A 23,765-nucleotide genomic window follows, 5' to 3' on the forward strand; every position below is an offset into this window, starting at 1 on the left:
GACATGAAAGGCGCATCGCTTCGTCATCAGCCCTCCCAAGCACCGAGCCGCAAGCCGGTGCCACGGGGTGCCAGCCGCATGGTGGCTAAAGAGCCGATGTCGGCGCGCCTGCCGAAAGCCAATTTTGCTTTCCTCAAGGCGCTGTTCTGGCCGGTGCTGCTGGTGGTGCTGGGCTTTGGCACTTATGAAGGTGCACAGCGGCTGCTGCCGTATGCCGACCGGCCGATCACCAAAATCAGCGTGCAGGGTGACTTGAGCTACATCAGCCAGCAGGCGGTACAGCAGCGCATCGGCCCGTACCTGGCGGCGAGCTTCTTTACCATCGACCTGGCCGGGATGCGCTCGGAGCTGGAGCAGATGCCGTGGATCGCCCACGCCGAGGTGCGCCGTGTCTGGCCGGACCAGGTGACGATTCGCCTGGAAGAACAATTGCCGGTGGCGCGTTGGGGCAACGAGGCGCTGCTGAACAACCAGGGCCAGGCGTTTACCCCGCGTGAGCTGGCCAACTATGAGCACCTGCCGCAGCTGTTCGGGCCGCAGCGGGCGCAACAGCAAGTGATGCAGCAGTACCAGGCCTTGAGCCAGATGCTGCGGCCGCTGGGCTTCTCCATTGCACGCCTGGAACTGCGTGAGCGGGGCAGCTGGTTTTTGACCACCGGGGCAGGCAGTTCCGGCCCGGGTATCGAGTTGTTGCTGGGACGCGACCGCTTGGTGGAGAAGATGCGCCGTTTCATTGCCATCTACGACAAGACCTTGAAAGAACAGATTACGAACATTGCGAGCGTCGACCTGCGTTACGCCAACGGCCTTGCCGTCGGCTGGCGTGAACCGGCTGCGCCGACGACAGACAAACCCGCTGTCGCGAAGAATTAAGAAGAGGCAGGACCCATGGCAAACGTGCAAAGCGGCAAAATGATCGTCGGTCTCGATATCGGCACCTCCAAGGTGGTGGCGCTGGTCGGTGAGGTCGGTGAAGACGGCGTGATCGAGATCGTCGGTATTGGCACGCATCCGTCCCGGGGCCTGAAGAAGGGCGTGGTGGTGAACATCGAGTCCACCGTGCAGTCGATCCAGCGCGCCATCGAAGAAGCGCAACTGATGGCCGGTTGCCGAATTCACTCGGCGTTCGTCGGCGTGGCCGGCAACCATATCCGCAGCCTGAACTCCCACGGCATCGTGGCGATCCGCGACCGTGAGGTCAGCGCCGCCGACCTTGAGCGCGTACTCGACGCTGCCCAGGCCGTGGCGATCCCGGCGGACCAGCGTGTGCTGCACACCCTGCCGCAGGACTACGTGATCGATAACCAGGAAGGCGTGCGTGAGCCCCTGGGCATGTCGGGCGTGCGTCTGGAAGCCAAGGTCCACGTGGTGACCTGCGCCGTCAACGCCGCTCAGAACATTGAAAAATGTGTGCGTCGCTGCGGCCTGGAAATCGACGACATTATTCTGGAGCAACTGGCTTCGGCGTATTCGGTACTCACCGACGACGAGAAAGAACTGGGCGTGTGCCTGGTCGATATCGGCGGCGGCACCACTGACATTGCAATCTTCACCGAGGGTGCGATCCGTCACACCGCCGTGATCCCGATTGCGGGCGATCAGGTCACCAACGACATCGCGATGGCGTTGCGTACACCGACCCAGTACGCCGAAGAAATCAAGATTCGCTACGCCTGCGCTCTGGCCAAACTGGCCGGCGCCGGCGAGACCATCAAGGTGCCGAGCGTGGGCGACCGGCCACCGCGTGAGCTGTCGCGCCAGGCCCTGGCCGAAGTGGTCGAGCCGCGCTACGACGAGCTGTTCACCCTGATTCAGGCTGAACTGCGTCGCAGCGGCTACGAAGATCTGATCCCGGCCGGCATCGTGCTGACCGGTGGCACCTCGAAGATGGAAGGCGCGGTCGAACTGGCCGAGGAAATCTTCCACATGCCGGTGCGCCTGGGCGTGCCCCATGGCGTCAAAGGCCTCGGCGATGTCGTGCGCAACCCGATTTATTCCACCGGTGTGGGCTTGCTGTTGTACGGGCTGCAAAAGCAGACCGACGGCATCTCCATGTCGGGCCCGAGTATCCGCGACAGCTACCGCAGCGACGACGAAGCGAAAGCACCGTTGTTCGAGCGGCTGCAGGCTTGGGTCAAAGGAAACTTCTGACGAAGTTAGCTTCAAGCGACAAGTTTTAAGCGTCAAGTAACACGCTTCAAGCTTGCAAGCTCATGGCTTGCAACTTGTAGCTGATGTAAAGCAGTAGGCGAAAAAACTAGAGAAAATGAAAGGAGAGGGAACATGTTCGAACTCGTAGACAACATCCCCGCTAGCCCGGTTATCAAAGTAATCGGTGTCGGCGGTGGCGGCGGTAACGCTGTCAACCATATGGTCAAGAGCAACATTGAAGGCGTTGAATTCATCTGCGCCAACACTGATGCCCAGGCGCTGAAAAGCATCGGCGCGCGGACCATCCTGCAATTGGGCACAGCCGTGACCAAGGGCCTCGGCGCTGGCGCCAATCCGGAAGTCGGCCGTCAGGCCGCCCTGGAAGACCGCGAGCGTATTGCCGAAGTGCTGCAAGGCACCAACATGGTGTTCATCACCACCGGCATGGGCGGCGGTACCGGTACCGGTGCTGCGCCGATCATTGCCGAAGTGGCCAAGGAAATGGGCATTCTGACCGTTGCCGTGGTAACGCGTCCGTTCCCGTTCGAAGGCCGCAAGCGCATGCAGATCGCCGACGAAGGTATCCGTCTGCTGTCTGAAAGCGTCGACTCGTTGATCACCATCCCCAACGAGAAGCTGCTGACCATCCTGGGCAAGGACGCAAGCCTGCTGTCCGCGTTCGCCAAGGCTGACGATGTACTGGCCGGTGCCGTGCGCGGTATTTCCGACATCATCAAGCGTCCAGGCATGATCAACGTCGACTTTGCCGACGTACGTACCGTCATGAGCGAAATGGGCATGGCGATGATGGGCACTGGCTGCGCCAGCGGTCCGAACCGTGCGCGTGAAGCCACCGAAGCGGCCATCCGCAACCCGCTGCTCGAAGACGTGAACCTGCAAGGTGCACGCGGCATCCTGGTGAATATCACTGCCGGCCCTGACCTGTCCCTGGGTGAGTACTCCGACGTGGGTAGCATCATCGAAGCCTTCGCGTCCGAGCACGCCATGGTCAAGGTCGGTACCGTTATCGATCCGGACATGCGCGACGAGCTGCACGTAACCGTGGTTGCCACCGGCCTGGGTGCGAAAATCGAGAAGCCTGTGAAGGTCATCGACAACACCCTGCACAGCAGCCAGGCGAGCCAGTCGGCTGCCGCTCCAGCGCCTGCGCGCCAGGAACTGCCGTCGGTGAATTACCGTGACCTGGACCGTCCGACCGTGATGCGCAACCAGGCTCAGGCCGGTGCTGCTGCGTCCCGTAGCCCGAATCCGCAAGATGATCTGGATTACCTGGACATCCCGGCATTCCTGCGTCGTCAGGCCGATTAATGGAATGTATCAGGGCTATGAAGGTGATTGGTGTTCAGCAAAGGTCTGGTCTGCTATTATCGCCAGCCTTTGTTGATACCAGTTCGCAATTTGCGCTGAAGCGGTCCAAGCCATGATTAAACAACGCACTCTGAAGAATATTATTCGTGCCACAGGTGTAGGTCTGCACTCCGGGGAAAAGGTCTACCTGACCCTCAAGCCTGCACCTGTCGACACCGGCATCGTGTTTGTGCGTGCCGACCTGGACCCTGTCGTGCAGATACCTGCGCGCGCGGAAAACGTTGGCGAAACAACCATGTCGACCACGTTGGTCAACGGTGACGTCAAGGTGGACACGGTGGAGCACTTGCTCTCGGCCATGGCCGGTCTGGGCATCGATAACGCCTACGTCGAGCTCTCCGCGTCCGAAGTCCCGATCATGGATGGCAGCGCTGGACCCTTCGTATTCCTGATTCAATCTGCCGGCCTGGAAGAACAGGACGCAGCCAAGAAGTTCATTCGCATTCTGCGGGAAGTGACAGTAGAAGACGGCGACAAGCGCGCCACCTTCGTCCCGTTCGAAGGCTTTAAAGTGAGCTTTGAGATCGATTTCGATCACCCGGTATTCCGTGACCGCACCCAAAGTGCAAGCGTGGATTTTTCCAGCACTTCGTTCGTAAAAGAAGTCAGCCGCGCCCGTACCTTTGGTTTCATGAGTGACATCGAGTACCTGCGCAAGCACAACCTCGCACTCGGCGGTAGCGTTGAAAATGCCATTGTGGTCGACGCGGACGGGGTACTGAACGAAGACGGCCTTCGCTACGAAGACGAGTTCGTGAAGCACAAGATCCTCGATGCAATCGGTGACCTCTACCTGCTGGGCAATAGCCTGATAGGCGAGTTCAAAGGCTTCAAGTCGGGCCACGCCCTTAATAACCAGCTGCTGCGCAAGTTGATTGAGCAGACAGACGCCTGGGAAGTCGTGACCTTCGAAGATGCCAGCACCGCACCGATCTCTTACATGCGTCCCGTTGCGGCGGTGTAAGTAACAACTCTCTTTCTTTAGTTTTTAAAGGCTGCCTTCGGGTGGCCTTTTTTTTTGCTGAAAATTCGGCGCAGATGATATTTTTTTGAAAGCAGTCATTGTTTTTGTGGGAACTGATACAGCTATACGTACCACAAGTTAAATATCAGATCGTCGAATAATCCAATATGCAAGTAGGGATGAGCTATTAATGGAGTGTGAATGTTGGATAAAGGTCGATATGGAAAATAAACTATTAGTAACAACTAAAGAGGTTGTTTATGAATGGCGTGTCTGCAGCTCAAACTTATCGTCCCGCTAATATTCGGTCACGCATTGAGGGCGATATAGGAAAACAGCAAAAAAAATCCGACGCCATCCAGGCACCGCGCGCTTTGACTGCCGCCTATACCGCGAATGTTTTCGGTGGTCAGGCCTCGTTTCAGCCAATCCCCACGCTTGTTTTTCGCCCTAAGACTTATCTCACGCTCAATGCGACAGCCAACCTGATTCCTGGTCTTGTCAGCGCGGGCGCCAGCAAGACCATTCGATTCGATCCGTTGATCAGGATCAGCCCGACAGACACTGGCGGCGTCACTGTGGGCTTCGCTCCACGGCTGGAAGTGGAATTAAGCGGAGCCGTCCGTGCAGGCCTGACGAATATCTTTAATACTGGACTGGGCGTGAATGGGGGGCTGGGTGGCGCACAGAAGTTTACGTTTGGTGCTCCGCAATTCAGGGCCAATCTCGAACCGACGGGCGTATTCAAAGCCAAGGCCGATTTACATCCCACGTTTGGCAGTGAGCAAACATTAAGCGTGAATGCTGGCGCGAACTTTGGTGCGGGCGCTGTCAGTGTCGGTGCGGATCAGCGTTTTTCACACAGTCTTGCGCAGCAGTTAAGAGTCGGTGGACCGGGCGTTCAGTTTCAGTTGAGTTCCACCGGCCAGCCAAGAATATCCAGCAATTTCGACAGAACGGTATCGATCTCGAACAGTTACACCTTTTCTCCCAAGACCCGCTTGAATGCGCAAATCAGTGCCGGTCAGGTAGATGCCCGCGCGAGTTTGGGAGCGGGACCATCATTTACCATTGAACACACAGTCACCTTCAATACCGACCCTGCAAGGAAGGCTCCTCCAAAGCATGATTTCTCGGTGAGGTCAGGGGCGAGTGTCGATGGTTCGTTCGGTTTCAGGGTGAACCTGCTTCCCAGCGGGTCGCCACTGAATATCTCGGTGGAAGTTGGTTTCAATCCAAGCGCTTCCCTATCCGGTGGTGGGCGCTACACGGTCTAACGGTTGACCTATGAATGTCAGGGTGCAAGCACGTCTTCCTCGTGACATTTGTTGAAACTACCTACGCAGTATTTGTAGGAACTGTTACTTCGCTGTGTCCCACATAGTTTGCGTAGACCCGTTGAATTACGACATTCGAATAGTTAATCGTCAATTCATCAGGTGCTGCACAAACCAATAAAGCGGGTGTATTAGCCATGAACCAGATTTCTGCAAATTCGCCGTATCGTTCGCCTACCCCACAGCCACAAAACAATAGTGAGGTGAATAAACAACAACACCCTTCGCGGGCCTTCACTGCCCCCTATACCGCCAATGTGTTTGGAGGCGAGGCCAAGTTTCAACCCATTCCCACCGTCACTTTTGTGCCCGCTACGTCTGCCACCATTGCGGCCAGAATCACTCCGTTGCCTGGCGGCCCGAGCGTGGGTGCAAGCGCGACGGCCAAGTTTCTACCCGAAATCGTCTTGCGTCCAAACGATGCGGGCGGCCTCAATGTCAGCGTAACGCCCAAGATGCAGCTCGAACTGAACGCCGATTTAACGGCTGGCATTCCCAATATCCTGGGGACGGGGATTGGCGTGAGGGGCGGCGGCAGTGCTTCCAAGTGGTTTACGTTCAATGCTCCGCAGGCCAGCTTCAATCTGAATCCGGACCTTTCATTTAACGTAAGCGCCAATCTCAATCCCGCACTGACAACTACCCAGCGTATTGGGCTTAATGGTGGGGTGCAGGGCCGTGTTTCAGCCTCGGGATTTGGGGCTGGCGCTGGGGTGGATCAGGCTTTTACGCATCAGACGCAGCAAGAGTTCAAGCTCGGCGGTCCAGGCGTCAAGTTCGAAATGACACCTGCTGGAAGGCCGACGATAACGCAGAACTTTGATAAAACGGTGTCCATCTCCAACAGTTACAGCTTCCTGCCGCGAACGTCCGTCAACGCGAACGCCCAGGCCGGTCCTCTTACGGTCAATGCGGGGGCCAGCGTCTCACCGGGTGTTACGGTCAAGTACAAAGTGACGTTCAGCACTGACCTTGCGAGCAAGACGCCCCCCAAAACTGAAGTGTCCGTGTCACCCGGAGTGCGGGTGGACGGGGACCTTAGCGTCGGCGTGTCGTTGTTACCCCGCGATTGGCCGGTCAGTCTCAGCGCTTCCGTTGCAGCTCAACCCTATGTCAGGTTCTCTGCCGACGCCAGCTATACGGTTTAAACGCCGGCACTCAGAAAACGCCTGTGCCAAAGGCAGGCGTTTTTCAACCCAGGGCTGCAGCATCCACAATCCGGTTGCGGCCCGTGTGCTTGGCTTCATACAACGCCTGATCCGCACTGAGCAGCAACGCCTCCAGGGAGGTTCGACTGCGCTTGTTCCAGGTGCTCATGCCGATGCTCACGGTGATGGGGCGGCCATCTTCGGCCACCCTGGGCAAATGCTCCACGCCGCTGCGGATATGCTCGGCAATCACCCAGGCGCCCTTGGCGTCGGTATGCGGCAGCACCACTGCAAACTCTTCCCCGCCATAGCGCGCCGCCAGATCGGCCGGGCGACGAATGTTGCTGCCGATCACCTGGGCCACGTTGCGCAGTGCCTCGTCGCCGCCGTTATGGCCATGCCGGTCATTGAAGGCCTTGAAGTGGTCCACATCGATCATCAGCAGCGTAAGCGACTCGGTTGAGCGCTGGGCGCGGTCCCATTCCAGGCGCAGGCGCTCATCGAGAATGCGACGGTTGGGCAGACCGGTCAGCGCATCGGTGGCGGCCAGTTCCGACAGCACGCGTTCGGCGCGATGCCGACGTCGCAGTTCGCGGCGCAGCATCCAGCTCAGCCACAGCACGCCAATGCACAATATGCCGGTGGCCCCACCGGTCAGCAGCGCCGCGCGGTGCCATTGGGCGAAGACATCCTCGCTGGACAGCGCCACCACCACGATCAGTGGCAGCGCGCCGACACTGGTGAAGGTGTACAGGCGCTCCTTGCCGCTGATGGCGGAAATCGCCTGGAAACTGCCCATGCCCTCACGCAGTATTCGCTTGAAGTTGGGACGGTCGCTCAGGTCCTTGTCGATCATGTCGCGCTCCATCAGCGGCTGTTGGGCCAATAGGACGCCTTTGCTGCTCAACAGGTTGATGCTGCTGCCGTTGCCGATGGTCAGGCTGCTGAACAACTGGTCGAAGTAGGCCAGGCGCATGGTCGCCACCGCGACGCCGGCGAACTCACCGTTGGGCCCCGACACACGCCGGCTGAATGCCATGCGCCAGACCTGGTCGCAGTTGCAGTGAATCCTGAAAGGGCGGCTGATGAACAAGCCGGTCTTTGCGTCGCTGGCGTGCGCCTGGAAATAATCACGTTTGGCAAAATTACGCGGCGTGGGCTTGAGGGTCGAGGAGTCCGCGATCACGTCGCCCTTGGCGTCCAGTAACAGCACTTCGCCCTTGTAAGGCGCGGCAGTAGACAGATCAAACTGCAGCCGATGGCGAATGTCCGCGGCTACCCCGGACAAGTCTCCGCGCTGCCTGGCCTCGATCAATCCGGTGAGGGCCAGGTCGTACAGCTCGACGTTGCGCAGCACATCGGCATTGATCAACTGGGCAATGTTGGTGGTCGAGCGCGTGGCCGCCAGCAGCGTGCTGGCATGCTCACGGATCAACAGCCCCGTGACGATGATCATAATCAGCGCGACGGTAAGACCGCTGCCCAACATCAGTAACAGTTCCGGGCGAGCAGGCGGGGTGCGACCAGAGCGTTTATTCATCGGGCAGACTTCAGCAGCGCAGATGCTGGCAGTTTAGTTCTACCCGATAAAAAGTGAATGCTCTGCTAAAAAGAAAGATTTGGCGCGTCAGAACACTTCGAATGCATAGTCGAGAATCATGCGGTACTCATCCACGTCCCGGTCCACCGCCGAGTAGCCGTTGCTACCCCGGTGGGTAGCCCATTGCAGACGTACGGCGAGGTCCTTGGCCTTGCCGCTCTGCACCACATACTTCAAATCGATATCCCGTTCCCAGTGCCTGGCATTCTTGCCGTCGGCGCTGTACCACGCGCTGTAGCCACGGCTCTGCGGGTCGACGCTGGTCAGGTCGGTCTGGCCGCTGATGTAGGACACGGCCGAGGTCAGGCCGGGCAGGCCCAGGCCACCGAAGTTATAGGCGTACTTGAGTTTCCACGAGCGTTCGTTGGGGCCGTTGAAGTCCGAGTACTGCTGGGAGTTGTCGAGGAACACGCTGTCGCCCTGGGCAATGTAGTCGAACGGGGTGTTGCCGTTGACCCGCTGGTACGCGGCAGTGACGCTGTGATGGCCGGCGGCGACGGTGAAGTGCAGGCTGTAGGTGTTGTTGTCGATAGCCCCCAGCAGCGACTGTCCGGTGTCCTGGGTATGGTAGTAGTGCAGGCCGGGATTGAGACTGATCATCTCGTTCACCACATAGGTGTAGTCCAGGTCGTAGTAGTACTGCTGCCATACGTCCTTGAGTTCGGAGGCGTAGAGGTTGCTGGTTACACTGGGAATGGCGCTGAACGATACGCCCGCCCAGTTCAGGTGCTGGCTGTCGGTGTTCAGCGGCAGCGCGCCGTAACTGGTGCCGATGCGTCGGTGGCCGCTCTGGTTGTAGGGCTTGGTGAAACTGGCCTGGCCGCCTTCGAGCAGCCAGCCGTCGATGCTGTGGTTGGTCAGGCTGACGCCACGGAAGGTCTGGGGCAGCATACGGGTCATGCCGCCGGCGATCACCGGGTTGTTGAGGAACAGGTCGCCGGCCTTGAGCTCCGTGTCGAACGCGCGCATTTTCAGGGTGCCGCCAGCGGTCGAGAACGCGCCGGGCGCCTTGCCGTTGCCGCCGCCGTAGGGAAGGATGCTGGAACCGTCGGTGCCGCCACCGCCGTCCAGCTTGAGGCCGAGCATGGCATGGGCGTCGAGGCCAAAACCCACGGGGCCCTGGGTATAACCTGATTCGAACGTGCCGAGAAAGCCCTGGCCCCACTCCTTGCTGTCGTCGGTATGAATGTCGCGACGGTCGCGGTTCATGTAGTAGTTGCGGGCATTGAGTTTGAGGCTGGAGCCTTCGACGAAGCCGTCGGTGGGGGTGGTGTCGGCTGCGTGGGCAAGGGGGCTGATCGTTGCTGCAATGGCGAGGAATAACGGGGTGAGCGAGGTCTGCACCGGTGGGCTCCTGTATGGATGGCAAAAAAAAACCGCTGAAGAGCAGCGGCTTTTGGAAGCGAGGAGTGTAACAAGATAATGACTGTTGCCCAAACCGCAACAGTGCTTAGAGGGGCAGGGTGATGCCGAAGGTATTCGCACCACTTTCGCTGCGCACGAACACATCGCCGCCGTGCATCAACGCAATCGCCTTGACGATGGCGAGCCCCAGCCCGTGATTGGCCCCGCTGTTGCTGCGCGACGCGTCCACCCGATAGAAACGCTCGAACAGCCGTGGCAGATGCTCGTCGGCAATCGCCTCGCCGGGGTTGGTCACGCCAATCACCACACGATCCTGTTGCACATCGATATTGACCTCAATGACCTGTCCCGGCGTGGTGTGTTGCACCGCATTACTCAGCAGGTTGATCAGTGCACGGCGCAGGTGGGCTTTTTCGATCTGCACCTGGGCGTCGCCCTGTACCCGTACCTCGACCTGAGCGTCTTCGAGGATGAAGTCCAGGTAGTCGAGCGTGGTCGCAACTTCATTGGCCAGGGAGCTTTCGATCAGTTTGGTGGCCTTGCTGCCCTGGTCGGCGCTGGCCAGGAACAGCATGTCGTTGATGATCGAACGCAGACGCTCGAGCTCTTCCAGGTTCGATTGCAGCACCTCGAAGTAATGCTCGGCCGAGCGCCCGCGTGTAAGGGCCACCTGGGTCTGGCCGATCAGGTTGGTCAGCGGTGAGCGCAGCTCGTGGGCCACGTCGGCATTGAACGATTCCAGGCGTGAATAGGCCTGTTCGACGCGGTCGAGGGTGGCGTTGAACGAGTTGACGAACTGACTCAGCTCCGGCGGCAGCGGCGACAGTTGCAGGCGTCCGGAAAGTTTGGGCGGCGCCAGCTTGCGCGCTTCGCCCGAGAGCCTTTCCAGCGGCTTGAGGCCGATACGCGCCACCCAGAAACCCAGCAGCGAGGCCAGCACCACGCCGGCCAGCGCCAGGCTGACCAATGCCACCAGCAGGTGGTGCTGGGTGGCGCGAAAGTTCTCGGTGTCGATGGCAATCATGAAACGCAGCGGCGGTCGCTGGTCCCGGGCGGCGAACTGGCTCACCAGCACTTTGAACGGGTAGGCATGGCCCGGCAGGCGCAAATCGCGCTTGCCGACGGGGCCTGCGGCGAATGCGCGAATCTGCGCGTCCGGTTCGCCGTACTCGTAGTTGGGGTCACTGCTGACCACCCAAAAGCGGATGCGTTTGTCTTCTTCACCGAGCAGCTTGAGCTTGGCGCGGATCTTCACCCAGTGCTCCGGCGTGCCGAAGCGATTGACCGAGGACTCCAGCACGCTGTAACGCGCGTCCAGCTCCGCCCCTGGCAACAGGCCAAGGCCGCGATCCACCTGCTGATACAGCACGCCGCCAATCAACAGAAAAATCAGCGCCGCCACCAGGGTGAACAGGCCGCTCAGACGCACGGCAATCGAGTTAACCGACACTGCGGTTCTCCAGCACATAGCCCATGCCACGAATGGTGTGCAGCAGTTTGTGCTCGAACGGCCCGTCGAGCTTGGCGCGCAGGCGCTTGATCGCCACTTCGACCACATTGGCGTCGCTGTCGAAATTGATGTCCCAGACCATTTCGGCAATCGCCGTCTTGGAGAGGATTTCACCCTGGCGCCGGGCCAGCACGCTGAGCAGCGAAAACTCTTTGGCGGTAAGGTCCAGGCGCACGCCGTTGCGGCTGGCCTTGCGGCTGATCAGGTCGATCCACAGGTCGGCGACCGTCACCTGCACCGGCTCGTGGCCGCCGCTGCGCCGGGTCAGCGCCTGCAGGCGCGCCACCAGTTCGAGGAAGGAAAACGGCTTGCCCAGGTAATCGTCGGCGCCTTCACGCAGGCCGCGAATGCGGTCTTCCACACGTTCGCGGGCAGTCAGCATGATCACCGGTGTCTGCTTGCGCGCGCGCAACGCCCGCAGCACGCCGAAGCCGTCGAGGCCGGGCAGCATCACGTCGAGCACGATCACCGCGTAATCGTTCTCCAGCGCCAGGTGCAAACCCTCGACGCCCTCGCGCGCCACGTCCACCGTGTAGCCTTGCTCGGTGAGGCCGCGGTGCAGGTAGTCCGCGGTTTTTTCTTCATCTTCGATAATCAGGACGCGCATGACACCGCCTCAGCGTGTGGTCGCCAGCTCGGCAGCTGGTTTGGGCCGGTGGAAAAACTTCTCGAGGTACAAGTATATGACCGGCGTGGTGAACAGCGTCAGTGCCTGGCTCACCAGCAACCCGCCGACCACCGCGATGCCCAGTGGCTGGCGCAACTCGGCACCGGGGCCGGCACCCAGCATCAACGGCACGGCGCCGAGCAGGGCGGCGAGCGTAGTCATGATGATCGGCCGGAACCGCGTGACACAGGCCTCGTAAATCGCCTCGTGGGGCGGCAGGCCGCGTACACGTTGTGCCTCCAGGGCGAAATCGATCATCAGGATGCCGTTTTTCTTGACGATACCGATCAGCAGCACCAGGCCGATCAGCGCCATGATCGAAAAGTCCTGGCCCATCAACGTCAGCATGATCAGCGCCCCCAGCCCGGCTGACGGCAAGGTGGAAATAATCGTCAGTGGGTGCACGAAGCTTTCGTACAGCACCCCCAGGATGATGTAGACCGCCACCAGCGCCGCGAGGATCAGCCAGGGCTGGCTGGCCAGCGAACTCTGGAACGCCTGGGCCGCGCCCTGGAAGTTGCCGATGATCGTGGTCGGCATACCGATTTCATTCTTGGCCTGCTCAAGCATGATCACCGCGTCGCCCAGGGCCACGCCGGGCGCGAGGTTGAACGACAGGTTGGCGGCCGGGAACATGCCGTCATGGCTGATCGACAACGGCCCGACCGCGGGTGCGTCGACCTTGGCCAGCGCCGACAGCGGCACCATTTCATTGGTCAGTGGCGAGCGCAGGTAAAAGTAGTGGAGGCTTTCGGCCTTGCCGCGTTGCCGAGTGTCCAGCTCCAGCACCACCTGGTACTGGTTGGTCTCGGTCTGGAACTCGTTGATCTGGCGCTGGCCGAACGCGTCGTACAGCGCCTGGTCGACATCGGTGGCGGTGAGGCCGAAGCGCGCGGCGGCCTGGCGGTCGATGCTGATGTGGGTGATGCTGCCGCCCAGTTGCAGGTCGTTGGACAGGTCGCGAAACGCCGGATTGCCACGCAGTTTTTCGGTGAGCCGCTGGGTCCAGGTGTTCAGCGTCGCACCGTCGTTGCTCTTGAGCACGTACTGGTACTGGGCGCGACTGGGGCCGGAGCTGAGGTTGATGTCCTGCCCCGCGCGCAGGTACAGGACGATGCCCGGCACCTTCGCCAGTTTCGCGCGGATACGGTCGATGAACTGGCTGGCGGACACATCGCGCTCGCCGCGGTCCTTCAAGGCGATCCAGAAGCGGCCGTTGGCGATGGTCTGATTGCTGCCGGTAACGCCCACCGAATGGGAAAACGCCAGCACCGCCGGGTCGTCCTTGACGATCTCGGCCAGGGCCTTGTGCTTGGCGACCATGTCCGGGTACGACACGTCGGCCGCTGCTTCGCTGGTGCCGAGCACAAAGCCGGTGTCCTGCACCGGGAAAAAGCCCTTGGGGATAAACACGTAGCCGATCACGGCCAGCGCCAGCGTCACCAGAAAGAGTGCCGCCATGCTGCGCTGATGGGCCAGTGCGCGGCGCAGGTTGCGCGCGTAACCGGCCAGCAGGCGTTCGCTGAAGCCCGGTTTGTCGTGGGCCGGGTGCGTGGGCGCGCGCATGAACAGCGCGGCGAGGGTGGGCGCCAGCGTCAGCGAGACCACCACCGAAATCAGGATGGTCGACGTCGCCGTCAGCGCGAACTCCTTGAACAGCCGCCCGACCACACCGCCCATGAACAATAGCGGAATAAACGCCGCCACCAGCGAAAAGCTGATGGACACCACGGTAAAGCCGATCTCACCGGCGCCCTTGATCGCCGCTTCACGCTGGCCCAGTCCGGCCTCGAGGTGACGGTGGATGTTCTCCACCACCACGATTGCATCGTCCACCACAAAGCCCACGGCGATCACGATCGCCACCAGCGTCAGGTTGTTCAGGCTGAAACCCATCAGGTACATCAAGGCGAAACTGGCGATCAGCGACACCCCCAGCACGCTGGACACAATCAGTGTGGCCGACAGCTGGCGCAGGAACAGCGCCATCACCGCCACCACCAGCAGGATGGCGATCAGCAGGGTCACTTCCACCTCATGCAGCGAGGCGCGAATGGTCCGGGTGCGGTCGGTCAACACGCTGACCTGCACCGACGCCGGCAACATCGCCTCCAGGCGCGGCAACTCGGCCTGGATGCGGTCCACGGTCTCGACGATGTTGGCGCCGGGCTGGCGCGAGATCACCAGGTTGACGCCGGGCGTATCGCCGGACCAGGCCTGCACGTAGGCGTTTTCCGAACCGTTGACAACGTTGGCGATGTCGCGCAGTTGAACCGGTGCACCGTTTCGGTAGGACACAATCAGTTGGGCGTAGTCCTCGGGTTGAAACAGCTGGTCGTTGGTCGACAAGGTCGACACGCTGTCCTTGCCGTAGATCGCGCCCTTGGCCAGGTTGAGGCTGGACTGCTGGATGGCCAGGCGCACGTCGGCCAGGGTCAGGCCGATGGCAGCGAGTTTGTCCGGCGAGGCCTGCACACGGATCGCCGGGCGTTGCTGGCCGGTGATATTGATCTGGCCGACCCCGTCGATCTGGCTGATCTGACGCGCCAGCAGGGTTTCCACGTAGTCGCTCAGCTCGGTGCCGGGCATGCTGCTGGAGCTGACGCTGAGGATCAGCACCGGGCTGTCGGCCGGGTTGACCTTCTTCCAGGTCGGCAGGTTAGGCATGTCACGGGGCAACTTGCCGGCCGCAGTATTGATTGCCGCCTGCACTTCCTGCGCGGCGGTGTCGATGCTCTTGCTGAGGGTGAACTGCAGGGTCAGCAGGCTTGAGCCCAGTGCGCTGCTGGAGGTCATCTGGGTCATGCCGGGGATGGCGCTGAACTGCACCTCCAGTGGCGTTGCCACCGATGAGGCCATGGTGTCGGGGCTGGCGCCGGGCAGTTGCGCGGTGACCTGGATCGTCGGAAATTCCGCCTCCGGCAGTGGGGCGATGGCCAGGCGCGGGAAGGCAATGATCCCGAGCAGCACCAGGGCGAAAGTCAGCAGCAGGGTGGCGACCGGGTGGTCGACGCACCAGGCCGAGGGCGACTTCATGGCTGCACCTTGGCATCGACGGTCTGGATCACCTGCGGCGGCTCCTTGAGGACGTCCACCTGGGCGCCGGCCTTGAGCCGCGATTGCCCGTCGCTCACCAGCACGTCGCCGGCCTGCACGCCCTTGATGATGTTGAGGTCGCTGTTCTGATAGATCACTTGCACGGGCACCGCTTCAACCTTGCCCGCGTTGACCCGGTACACAAAGTGCGTGTCCAGCCCGCGTTGCACCACGGTAGGCGGCACCACCAGGGCATTTTTGTCGAGGGCGGTCTGGATCTTGATGGTCACCAGTTGACCCGGCCACAGGCGTTGCGTGGCGTTATTGAACTCGGCCTTGGCGCGCAGGGTGCCGGTGGTGGAGCTGATCTGGTTGTCGATCAGGCTCAAGTGGCCGGCGCCGAGCAGGTCACCGGTCTGGCCGTCGGTGTCGGCGCCCAGATACGCGTCGACGCTGGCTTTGTCGGGGGCAGCGATCAGGGCCTGCAAGGTCGGCAGCATCTGTTGCGGCAGGGAGAACTCGACGGCAATCGGGTCGATCTGGGTGACCGAGAACAATCCCTGAGTGTCGCTTGTGCGCAGGAAGTTTCCTTCGTCGACGGTACGAATCCCCACGCGACCGCTGACCGGCGAACGAATTTGCGTGTAGGAAAGCTGCACCTGCGCCGCATCAATCGCCGCCTGGTTGCCTTGCGCAGTGGCCCTGAGCTGGTTGACCAGGGCCTGTTGCTGGTCATAGGTCTGCTTCGACACGCCATTATCGACGCTCAGTTCCTTGTAACGCTTGAGGTTGATCAACGCCACTTGCAACTGGGCCTGGTTCTCGCCCAATTGCGCCCTGGCCTGGGCGAGACTGGCGCGGATCGAGCGGTCGTCGAGGGTGGCAAGCAGGTCGCCGGCCTTGACCCGTTGGCCTTCCTTGACCAGCAATTGGGTAAGAATGCCGTCTACCTGGGGCCGAATGACCACGCTGTGCAACGACAGCACCGTGCCGATGCCGCTGACAAAGCGCGGAACGTCCTGCTGCGCCACGGTCACCACCCTTACGGGTATGGCGCTGGGCGCTGCCAGCCGGGTTTTGGCCGGGCGGGTCAGGGCCCAGGCGGTCACGGCCAGCACCGCGAGGAGGCCGACGATAAGAGCGGTTTTGCGTTGATTGGGCATCAGGTAGGCGCGCCGGGGCAAGGAGGGAGACGTGAGCGTTCTTTATAGCCGGGCAATCGGGTCAGCACGGTGACTGCTAACTGACAGCGCTGTCAGTAAACACCGACCATTCGTACGGACGTGCTTAAACATCTGAACCGCGCAGGTATACTGCGCGCCAACGTGGCCCGCAAGCCGGCCTCGCATCATTTTTTGCACGCCCGGAGCGCCCCATGACTTCCCCGACACAACCCCCTGTTGAAGCGACTAATCTCGTCGATCCGGCCAGCGCTGACGGCGTTGAAAAAGCCGGGATTGCGCCGTTCAAATTCCCGTTCAAACCGGGTGAACTGGCCGGCGCCAAGCAGACTGCCCAGCCCTGGTACAAGAACGGTGCCAAAAACGGTCACACCAAGTCGCCGGGCATGGCGCCACCGGGTACGCGTCGGTCAATGGGTAAACGTTGAGAATATTCGGCTGAGCACTTTATCGGCCTTTGCCTACAAAGCTGGCTGATATTTCCGCTTGTAGGTCCACGTCCGTTTCTTGAAAGCTTGCACGGCATTTGCCCATGGCCCCACCTGAAAGGGGCCGTTACCCATGCCGATCTCTCTGGAAAAGGACGTTCCCGTGGCCCAGATACGCACCTGCGTAGTGTTTGCCTTAGCGCTATCGACGGGTATTTTTCCCTTCGCCCTGGCGGATGATTCGCCGCGAAACGAAATCCGTTTTGCCGTCGTCGCACAATTTCCGCCCTTCCAAAGCCGTAATCGGCAGGACCAGTTGGTAGGGCTGCATATCGAGCTGGGCAGTGCCTTGTGCCAGCAGCTCAATGTGCGGTGCACCTGGGTCGACCAGGTGTTGTCAGAAAATTTCTCGGGCCTTGAGGCCAGGCAATTCGACGCGATCATGGGCATCGCCCCGACACCGCAGCGTCGCCGACAGGTGAGCTTCACCGACGACCTCTATCCGTTCACCACGCGCCTGGTTGCGCGCAAAAACTCCGGCCTGATGCCCTCCGCGCGCGCGCTCAAGGGCAAGTGCGTGGGCGTCTTGCTGGGCAGCAATCGCGAGGCCTTCGCCTTGGCCGAGTGGGCCCCCAAGGGGGTCAGGGTCAAGAGTTACTGGCTCAACGATCAACTGATTCGCGCGCTGGTGGCGGGGGATATCGACGCTACATTGCAAGGCACCGTGGAAATTCGCGAGGTGCTGCTCGACACCGCTGTTGGCCAGGATTTCGGCTTTCTCGGCCCGGTTGTCTCGTCGAGCCTCCTTGGCAACAGCGTAGCGATCGCGGTGCGCAAGTCCGATAGCGCGTTGCGGCGCGATCTCAACGGCGCGCTTGAGCAGTTGATGCACAACGGCGAGTACCAGCGGATCGTCCAGCCTTACCGCCTTGATGCGCTCGCTCCCCAGGGTGATGGCTGAGTGATCTGTGACGATGGACCCATGCCTTTCGGTGTCTCTGGGAAATTCCCTACGCGGTAAACGGACACGTCGCGCTTGGACATTGTCGGGTGCCTGCTAAAAAGTGTCTGCTGGAAAGTTATCTTCTGGAAAGTTGAGTGCGTTCGGGCCTGATCGGTTGAGCCGCGACGCCTCCCACCCTCTTTGCGCAGGACAGTTTGTATGACTAGACGAATACTGGCGCTTAGCCTGGCATTGTTTGCCGGGAGCGGATGTGCGGTTCCCCCGCCGCCTGCAGCTTCGTGGAGCGAAATACGTTTTGGCGTCGAAGCCGATGTGAAACCGTTCGAGTACCGGGATGAGCGAGGCGAGCTCAAGGGCCTGGATATCGAATTGGGCAATGCGCTGTGTGCCGAACTCAACGCACGCTGCGTGTGGGTCGATCAGCCCTATGCCACCAATATTGCGGCGCTGCAGAGCGGGCGCTTCGATGCAATCATGCCGATGACGCCGACCCCGGCGCGGCGCGAAACCCTCGACTTCACCCACCTGCTTTATCCATTGGAAAGCCGCCTGGTAGCGCGTACCGGGGCCAATCTGTTGCCCGATGCGCAATCGCTCAAGGGCAAGCGTGTCGGCGTATTGGCCGGCACCAGCCGGGAAGCCTTCGCCCAGGCACGCTGGGCGCCCCAGGGCGTGGTGGTACGCAGCTTCAACCTCAATGGTGAGTTGATCGCCAGCCTGTTCAAAGGCGAGTTGGACGCGACCTTGCAGAACACCATCGAAATCACCGAAGCCTTGTTGAACACCCCGAAAGGCGCTGCGTTTGCCTTCGCGGGCCCCAGCATTGTCGATGAAATGCTCGGCGGCGGTGTTGCGATTGCCACACGCAAGACTGACCCCGCTTTGACGGAAGCCCTCAACCGTGCCCTGCAAAACTTGAAAGACAACGGCAAATACGCGGCGATCACCCAGTCGTACCTGGCGCCGGCGGCCGCCAGGCCACAGCAGGCCACGATGGTTTACGTACCGGCAGGCGCTGGTCTGCCGTTTTCGCAAACCGTGCAACTGGGGCAAACCCTCTACCTCTCCGGGGTGCTGGGGCAGGATGAAAGCGGCAAGCTCGTGCGCGGTGGCATTCGCGCAGAAACGGCCCAGGCCCTTGAGACCCTGCGCAATACCCTCAAGAGCAGAGGCTTGGGAATGGACAGGGTGGCCAAGTGCACGGTGATTCTTGCCGACATCAACGATTTTTCGGCGATGAACAGCGTCTACACCCGCTATTTCCCGTCCGATCGCCTGCCGGCGCGTACCACGTTCGCCGCCGGCAAGCTGTTGGACGATGCCCGCATAGAAATCGAATGCCTGGCCGGGCTGTGAGCTGGCGCGCTAGGACGCGCGCAATGAAATAAAGGCGTAATTGGCTGGCACTTGTGTGGCAATCCGGGCGCCGGAATCGAGCATCTGTTCGGCAATGTCCATTGCCGACACATGAAACACCCACTCGTTGCTCTCTGCCGGCTGTTGCATAGCCAATTCGATCGCCTGGGCAAAGGCGTTCATATCCGGCAGGTACGCGGTAAATCCATCCCCTTTCAGGGCGGTGGTGCAGATGCCCAGCAGCGCGCACACCGCCTCCTTGGTCTGCACGTCATCGCGGTCGGCCTGGCGTGAACGCTTGATCAGCTCGGCCAATTCCCCGTCTACCAGTTCACCGCCAACGATCAGTGCAGGGCCCTGTTCCCAGGATTCCGGCGGGCAGTCCTTGGCACCGGGGTTGAGCGGGATGTGCGGGTTGATTTCCATCGGGTAGATACGGCACACCAATGGACGACGTTCATAGATGCCGCAGCGGTTGTCTTCGTCAAGATTCCGGCAGCGTCCGGCGTTGTAGGCGGCGAAGGTGATCGCCACGAACGCCTCGGCCGTGCCGCTGGGCACCACCACCGAACGGCGCTCGGCATGCTCGCGCTGGTCTGTCGGAAGGCCCAGGCCATTGCCGAGAAAAGCTTCCACCAGGATGATGACATTGCCGCCATCGGCCGCCCACTGGCGGGCCTCGGCGAGGGTGAGGGGCACGTGATGGTCAGTGCAGCACTTGCCGCAACCGACGCAGGAAAAGTGAGTGTTCATGGCGTATCTGTCACCAGGCAAGGTCAGAGGGCGCTCTTGAACGGCGGCGGTTTTTTACCGCTACCCAGCGTTCAGACTCTCTGGAAGCAAGTTATGCGCCAGTGGTTGTCAGGCGTCAGGCACCAGGTCGCGCAGGACGAATCTCATGCCGACGCTTTCATACAGCTGTCGAGCGCGCAGGTTGCTTTCGCGTACCTTGAGGTCGACACAGGGTTCGCCGCGCTGCTTGAACACTGCAAAAGCGTGCAGCAACAAGGCCCGGCCCAGCCCCTGGCCCTGGGCGCAAGGGTGTACGGACAGGTTCTTGATAAACGCGCTGGTCCAGCATTGCGCCACGCCGAGGACGGAATTCGCGCGACTGACCACCAGGCACAACGCAGGATCGAACTCGGCATCGGTGAAAAACGACTGGCGCCATTGCGCCAGACTGGCGACACGACCACCGCCCTGGTCTTCGGTCAGGCGCAACAGCGCATGAATCGCCGGCGCCAGCTCGTCGCGGTAAGGCTCCAGCCGCATAGCCGGCGGCCACTGCGGCGCGGGCAAGTTGCCCATGAGGTCGCGCCGCAGCAACTGGTAATACTCGGTCACCCTTTACAGGCCTTTTTGCGCCACGGTCTGTGCGGCCACCACCAGGCACTTGGTCAGCTCGGGCGAGGAGAACTTGGTCAGCACCGCGTCGGCGCCGGCCAGGCGGGCTTTTTCGCTGTTCATCGCGCTGTCCAGGGAGGTGTGCAGCAGCACGTAGAGGTTCTGGAAGTCCGGCGTTTCACGCAGGGTGCGGGTGAGGGCGTAGCCGTCCATTTCCGACATTTCGATGTCGGACACCACCACATTGATCTGCTCGACGGTGCCTTGCAGCTCCAGCAGCACATCGATGGCTTCCTTGGCGCTGCGCGCGGTGTGGCAGGTCAGGCCGAGGTTGCGCAGGGTGTGCACCGATTGCTGCAGGGCCACCTGGCTGTCGTCCACCACCAGAATGCGGGCGTTGCCGAGTACTTCGGCTTCGTCCATGGTCAAGTCGGTAGGCGCCGCTTCAATCGGTGCCGGCGCGATGCCGTGGATCACCTTCTCGATATCCAGCACCTGCACCAGGCCGCCTTCCACCTGAGTCACCCCGGTGATAAACGCACGGTTACCGCCCGAGCCGTAGGGCGGCGGGCGGATGTCGGTGGTCAGGCAATGCACGATCTTGCTCACTGCCTGCACATGCAGGCCCTGCTTGGAACGGCTCACATCGGTGACGATCAGGCAGCCACCGTCGGGGTCCGCCAGGGGCATTTCACCCAGCGCCCGGCTCAGGTCGATCACTGCCAGCGAGTTACCGCGCAGGGTGGCGATGCCTTTGACGTGCGGGTGCGACTCCGGCAGCTTGGTCAGCGGCGGGCAGGGGATGATTTCGCTGACCTTGAGCAGGTTGATCGCCATCAGCTTGCCGCTGCGCAAGGTAAAGAGCAGAAGCGAGAGTGAGTCTGCGCGGGCTTTGGTGGTGGGCATAAAAACCTTCTGTGGATCAGGGAAGACAGTCTATGAACCTTTATCGACTTGAAGAAGCCAGCCTTTAACCGATTTTTCGTTCATGTGGCGACCCAATGTGGGAGGGAGCAAGCCTTCTCCCACACTGTGTGTGCTGTCAGCCCTTCCACACCTGCGGGTTCACCAGATCCTGCGGGCGCTGGCCCAGCAGGGCGCTGCGCAGGTTGTCGAGGGCGCGGTTGGCCATGGCTTCGCGGGTTTCATCGGTCGCCGAGCCAATGTGCGGCAGCGTCACCGCATTGCTCAACTGGAACAGCGGCGACTCGGCCAGCGGTTCCTGCTCGTACACATCCAGCCCGGCGCCGCGAATGGTCTGGTTCTGCAAGGCCTGGATCAACGCCGGCTCATCCACCACCGGGCCTCGGGAAATGTTGATCAGGATGGCACTGGACTTCATCAGCGCCAGCTCCCGGGTGCTGATCAGATGACGCGTCTTGTCGCTCAACGGCACTACCAGGCAGACAAAGTCCGCCTCGGCCAGCAGTTGCTCCAGGCTGCGAAACTGCGCACCCAGCTCCTGCTCGAGGGCGGTCTTGCGGCTGTTGCCGCTGTACAGGATCGGCATGTTGAAACCCAGGCGCCCGCGCCGCGCCACGGCGGCGCCGATATTGCCCATGCCGACGATACCCAGGGTCTTGCCGTGCACATCGCAGCCAAACAGCGGTGCGCCAACGCTGGCTTTCCACTGCCCGGCCTTGGTCCAGGCGTCCAGCTCGGCCACCCGGCGTGCGCTGCTCATCAGCAGCGCAAAAGCGAGGTCAGCAGTGCTTTCGGTCAGCACATCCGGGGTGTTGGTGAGCATGATCCCGCGCTCATTGAAATACGCCACGTCATAGTTGTCGTAGCCCACCGACACGCTGGACACCACCTCCAGTTTGCTCGCGCCCTGCAACTGCTCGCGGCCCAGCTTGCGCCCCACGCCGATCAGACCGTGGACATGGGGCAGGGCTTCATTGAACTGCGCGTTGATGTCGCCGAGCTTGGGATTGGGCGCGATCACCTCGAAATCCTGTTGCAGGCGTTCGATCATGGGCGCGGTGATACGGCTGAAGGCGAGGACAGTCTTTTTCATGGCAGGCGGGCTCATCGACTACGGAAGAATGCCAGGCACGCTAACATCCCCACCGACAATTGTCAGGCCGCGCAGCCAGCACGAGCGGGCTTTGTTGTGGCAAGCCCTAATGCCGTTCAGTCAAGGAACATGTGTGGGCTTATTGTGGCGAGCGGGCTTGCCCCGCGTTGGGGTGCGAAGCGCCCCCAATCAAGAAACCCTCGGTATACCTGATACTACGCGGAGGCTGGCTTTGGGCCTGCTGCGCAGCCCAACGCAGGACAAGCCCGCTCGCCACAACAAGCCCTTAAGCCATAGCGATCTGGTCACCTGAAATAGCGGACAGCTCAGTTAGCCAGCCGCGCCCCGCTGAGGCTGCCACTCAGCTCATACGCCACCAGCTCCGCCTGATGCGCCGCCAGAATCTCCGGCAACGAACCGCGCAGGTATTCCACCCAAGTCTTGATCTTCGCATCCAGGTACTGGCGCGACGGGTAGATGGCGTACAGGTTCAGCTCCTGGGAACGGTAGTTGGGCATCACCCGCACCAGCGTGCCGTTGCGCAGGCCCTCGATGGCCGCATACACCGGCAGCAGGCCGATGCCCATGCCGCTGGTGATCGCGGTTTTCATTGCGTCGGCGGAGTTCACCAGAAACGGCGAACTGTTGATCGCCACGCTTTCCTGGCCTTCGGGGCCGTTGAAGATCCATTTGTCCAACTGGATCACCGGGCTGACCAGGCGCAGGCAGGCGTGGTTGAGCAGGTCATGGGGGCGATGGGCGCAGCCCTTGGCCTTGACGTAATCCGGCGAAGCGCAGGCGATGCTGTAGGTGATGCCCAGGCGCTGGGAGACGAAGCCCGAGTCCGGCAGTTCGCTGGCCAGCACGATGGACACGTCGTAGCCCTCGTCCAGCAGGTCGGGCACGCGGTTGGCCAGGGTCAGGTCGAAGGTCACGTCGGGGTGCGTGCGGCGGTAGCGGGCGATGGCGTCAATCACGAAATGCTGGCCGATACCGGTCATGGTGTGCACTTTCAATTGCCCGGCGGGGCGCGCATGGGCATCGCTGGCTTCGGCCTCGGCTTCCTCGACATAGGCCAGGATCTGTTCGCAGCGCAGCAGGTAGCGTTTGCCGGCTTCGGTGAGGGCGATGCGGCGGGTGGTGCGGTTGAGCAAGCGGGTTTGCAGGTGGGCCTCAAGGTTGGAGACCGCGCGCGAGACGTTGGCGGTGGTGGTGTCCAGTTGCACGGCGGCGGCGGTGAAGCTGCCGGCTTCGGCCACGCAACTGAACGCGCGCATGTTTTGCAAAGTGTCCATGGAGAGTTCTCAG

General features: G+C 61.3%; 20 protein-coding genes. 9 read left to right on the forward strand and 11 right to left on the reverse strand.

What is annotated here, in order from left to right; translation table 11 throughout:
* The first annotated feature begins 3 nt into the window (after positions 1-3).
* The 6 genes from RHM60_RS21170 to RHM60_RS21195 all read left to right on the forward strand — a co-directional run bounded on the left by RHM60_RS21170 (position 4) and on the right by RHM60_RS21195 (position 6,989).
* Positions 4-873 carry a cell division protein FtsQ/DivIB gene (locus tag RHM60_RS21170; protein ID WP_231422546.1) on the forward strand — a complete coding sequence of 290 codons (870 nt, stop codon included), beginning with the start codon at positions 4-6 and terminating at the stop codon, positions 871-873.
* 15 nt (positions 874-888) lie between these two features.
* The gene (gene ftsA, locus RHM60_RS21175) at positions 889-2,151 is read left to right on the forward strand and encodes a cell division protein FtsA (RefSeq protein WP_057006830.1); all 1,263 of its coding nucleotides are present in this window, start codon (positions 889-891) and stop codon (positions 2,149-2,151) included.
* Positions 2,152-2,283: 132 nt separating this feature from the next.
* Positions 2,284-3,480, forward strand: coding sequence for a cell division protein FtsZ (gene ftsZ / locus RHM60_RS21180; protein WP_057006829.1), 1,197 nt, complete (start codon positions 2,284-2,286; stop codon positions 3,478-3,480).
* Between the two features lie 112 nt (positions 3,481-3,592).
* Positions 3,593-4,504, forward strand: coding sequence for a UDP-3-O-acyl-N-acetylglucosamine deacetylase (gene lpxC, locus RHM60_RS21185; RefSeq protein ID WP_003171886.1), 912 nt, complete (start codon positions 3,593-3,595; stop codon positions 4,502-4,504).
* Positions 4,505-4,764: 260 nt separating this feature from the next.
* Positions 4,765-5,781, forward strand: coding sequence for a hypothetical protein (locus RHM60_RS21190; protein ID WP_322212681.1), 1,017 nt, complete (start codon positions 4,765-4,767; stop codon positions 5,779-5,781).
* Between the two features lie 197 nt (positions 5,782-5,978).
* Complete coding sequence (locus RHM60_RS21195; protein WP_322212682.1) at positions 5,979-6,989, forward strand: hypothetical protein; 1,011 nt, start codon at positions 5,979-5,981, stop codon at positions 6,987-6,989.
* A gap of 43 nt (positions 6,990-7,032) precedes the next feature.
* Here RHM60_RS21195 and RHM60_RS21200 read toward each other — a convergent pair whose 3' ends face one another.
* From RHM60_RS21200 to RHM60_RS21225, 6 genes are all read right to left on the reverse strand, one after another.
* Positions 7,033-8,529, reverse strand: coding sequence for a sensor domain-containing diguanylate cyclase (locus tag RHM60_RS21200; RefSeq protein WP_231422988.1), 1,497 nt, complete (start codon positions 8,527-8,529; stop codon positions 7,033-7,035).
* 87 nt (positions 8,530-8,616) lie between these two features.
* Entirely contained in the window at positions 8,617-9,933 is a 1,317-nt protein-coding gene (locus tag RHM60_RS21205; protein WP_231422989.1) for an OprD family porin, read from the reverse strand.
* A gap of 106 nt (positions 9,934-10,039) precedes the next feature.
* Positions 10,040-11,404, reverse strand: coding sequence for a heavy metal sensor histidine kinase (locus RHM60_RS21210; RefSeq protein WP_231422990.1), 1,365 nt, complete (start codon positions 11,402-11,404; stop codon positions 10,040-10,042).
* On the reverse strand, positions 11,394-12,071 hold the full coding sequence (locus RHM60_RS21215; RefSeq protein ID WP_004371973.1) for a heavy metal response regulator transcription factor: 678 nt from the start codon (positions 12,069-12,071) through the stop codon (positions 11,394-11,396). Before RHM60_RS21215 ends, RHM60_RS21210 begins: the two co-directional genes overlap by 11 nt.
* A 9-nt stretch (positions 12,072-12,080) precedes the next feature.
* Positions 12,081-15,167: a multidrug efflux RND transporter permease subunit gene (locus RHM60_RS21220; protein WP_322212684.1), complete on the reverse strand. Its 3,087-nt coding sequence runs from the start codon at positions 15,165-15,167 to the stop codon at positions 12,081-12,083.
* Positions 15,164-16,330 carry an efflux RND transporter periplasmic adaptor subunit gene (locus tag RHM60_RS21225; RefSeq protein WP_322212687.1) on the reverse strand — a complete coding sequence of 389 codons (1,167 nt, stop codon included), beginning with the start codon at positions 16,328-16,330 and terminating at the stop codon, positions 15,164-15,166. The genes RHM60_RS21220 and RHM60_RS21225 overlap by 4 nt, the downstream gene beginning before the upstream one ends.
* Before the next feature lie 212 nt (positions 16,331-16,542).
* Between RHM60_RS21225 and RHM60_RS21230 the strand changes: the two genes are divergently transcribed.
* The 3 genes from RHM60_RS21230 (at position 16,543) to RHM60_RS21240 (ending at position 19,096) form a co-directional block, all read left to right on the forward strand.
* Positions 16,543-16,776 (forward strand): hypothetical protein, encoded by a 234-nt coding sequence (locus RHM60_RS21230; protein WP_231422992.1) that lies wholly within the window; start codon positions 16,543-16,545, stop codon positions 16,774-16,776.
* Positions 16,777-16,909: 133 nt separating this feature from the next.
* Complete coding sequence (locus RHM60_RS21235; RefSeq protein ID WP_231422993.1) at positions 16,910-17,737, forward strand: transporter substrate-binding domain-containing protein; 828 nt, start codon at positions 16,910-16,912, stop codon at positions 17,735-17,737.
* Between the two features lie 201 nt (positions 17,738-17,938).
* Positions 17,939-19,096 (forward strand): transporter substrate-binding domain-containing protein, encoded by a 1,158-nt coding sequence (locus RHM60_RS21240; protein ID WP_231422994.1) that lies wholly within the window; start codon positions 17,939-17,941, stop codon positions 19,094-19,096.
* 9 nt (positions 19,097-19,105) lie between these two features.
* On the opposite strand, the gene RHM60_RS21245 is transcribed toward RHM60_RS21240, so the two are convergent.
* The 5 genes from RHM60_RS21245 to RHM60_RS21265 all read right to left on the reverse strand — a co-directional run bounded on the left by RHM60_RS21245 (position 19,106) and on the right by RHM60_RS21265 (position 23,752).
* Positions 19,106-19,849 carry a YkgJ family cysteine cluster protein gene (locus tag RHM60_RS21245; RefSeq protein ID WP_231422995.1) on the reverse strand — a complete coding sequence of 248 codons (744 nt, stop codon included), beginning with the start codon at positions 19,847-19,849 and terminating at the stop codon, positions 19,106-19,108.
* A gap of 108 nt (positions 19,850-19,957) precedes the next feature.
* Positions 19,958-20,440 (reverse strand): GNAT family N-acetyltransferase, encoded by a 483-nt coding sequence (locus RHM60_RS21250; RefSeq protein WP_209988781.1) that lies wholly within the window; start codon positions 20,438-20,440, stop codon positions 19,958-19,960.
* Between the two features lie 3 nt (positions 20,441-20,443).
* Positions 20,444-21,346: a chemotaxis protein CheV gene (locus RHM60_RS21255; RefSeq protein ID WP_209988784.1), complete on the reverse strand. Its 903-nt coding sequence runs from the start codon at positions 21,344-21,346 to the stop codon at positions 20,444-20,446.
* Between the two features lie 136 nt (positions 21,347-21,482).
* Positions 21,483-22,457 (reverse strand): 2-hydroxyacid dehydrogenase, encoded by a 975-nt coding sequence (locus tag RHM60_RS21260; RefSeq protein WP_209988787.1) that lies wholly within the window; start codon positions 22,455-22,457, stop codon positions 21,483-21,485.
* A gap of 326 nt (positions 22,458-22,783) precedes the next feature.
* On the reverse strand, positions 22,784-23,752 hold the full coding sequence (locus RHM60_RS21265) for a LysR family transcriptional regulator (RefSeq protein WP_209988790.1): 969 nt from the start codon (positions 23,750-23,752) through the stop codon (positions 22,784-22,786).
* Between the last annotated feature and the right edge of the window lie 13 nt (positions 23,753-23,765).

It is taken from the genome of Pseudomonas sp. MH9.3 (assembly GCF_034354675.1).
In the GTDB taxonomy this organism is placed as follows: Bacteria; Pseudomonadota; Gammaproteobacteria; order Pseudomonadales; family Pseudomonadaceae; genus Aquipseudomonas.

Coding starts and splice junctions, on each gene's coding strand:
- RHM60_RS21170 (WP_231422546.1), top strand. CDS start 4: ATGAAAGGCGCATCGCTTCGTCATCAGCCCTCCCAAGCACCGAGCCGC.
- ftsA (WP_057006830.1), top strand. CDS start 889: ATGGCAAACGTGCAAAGCGGCAAAATGATCGTCGGTCTCGATATCGGC.
- ftsZ (WP_057006829.1), top strand. CDS start 2,284: ATGTTCGAACTCGTAGACAACATCCCCGCTAGCCCGGTTATCAAAGTA.
- lpxC (WP_003171886.1), top strand. CDS start 3,593: ATGATTAAACAACGCACTCTGAAGAATATTATTCGTGCCACAGGTGTA.
- RHM60_RS21190 (WP_322212681.1), top strand. CDS start 4,765: ATGAATGGCGTGTCTGCAGCTCAAACTTATCGTCCCGCTAATATTCGG.
- RHM60_RS21195 (WP_322212682.1), top strand. CDS start 5,979: ATGAACCAGATTTCTGCAAATTCGCCGTATCGTTCGCCTACCCCACAG.
- RHM60_RS21200 (WP_231422988.1), bottom strand. CDS start 8,529: ATGAATAAACGCTCTGGTCGCACCCCGCCTGCTCGCCCGGAACTGTTA.
- RHM60_RS21215 (WP_004371973.1), bottom strand. CDS start 12,071: ATGCGCGTCCTGATTATCGAAGATGAAGAAAAAACCGCGGACTACCTG.
- RHM60_RS21220 (WP_322212684.1), bottom strand. CDS start 15,167: ATGAAGTCGCCCTCGGCCTGGTGCGTCGACCACCCGGTCGCCACCCTG.
- RHM60_RS21225 (WP_322212687.1), bottom strand. CDS start 16,330: ATGCCCAATCAACGCAAAACCGCTCTTATCGTCGGCCTCCTCGCGGTG.
- RHM60_RS21230 (WP_231422992.1), top strand. CDS start 16,543: ATGACTTCCCCGACACAACCCCCTGTTGAAGCGACTAATCTCGTCGAT.
- RHM60_RS21235 (WP_231422993.1), top strand. CDS start 16,910: ATGCCGATCTCTCTGGAAAAGGACGTTCCCGTGGCCCAGATACGCACC.
- RHM60_RS21240 (WP_231422994.1), top strand. CDS start 17,939: ATGACTAGACGAATACTGGCGCTTAGCCTGGCATTGTTTGCCGGGAGC.
- RHM60_RS21245 (WP_231422995.1), bottom strand. CDS start 19,849: ATGAACACTCACTTTTCCTGCGTCGGTTGCGGCAAGTGCTGCACTGAC.
- RHM60_RS21255 (WP_209988784.1), bottom strand. CDS start 21,346: ATGCCCACCACCAAAGCCCGCGCAGACTCACTCTCGCTTCTGCTCTTT.
- RHM60_RS21260 (WP_209988787.1), bottom strand. CDS start 22,457: ATGAAAAAGACTGTCCTCGCCTTCAGCCGTATCACCGCGCCCATGATC.
- RHM60_RS21265 (WP_209988790.1), bottom strand. CDS start 23,752: ATGGACACTTTGCAAAACATGCGCGCGTTCAGTTGCGTGGCCGAAGCC.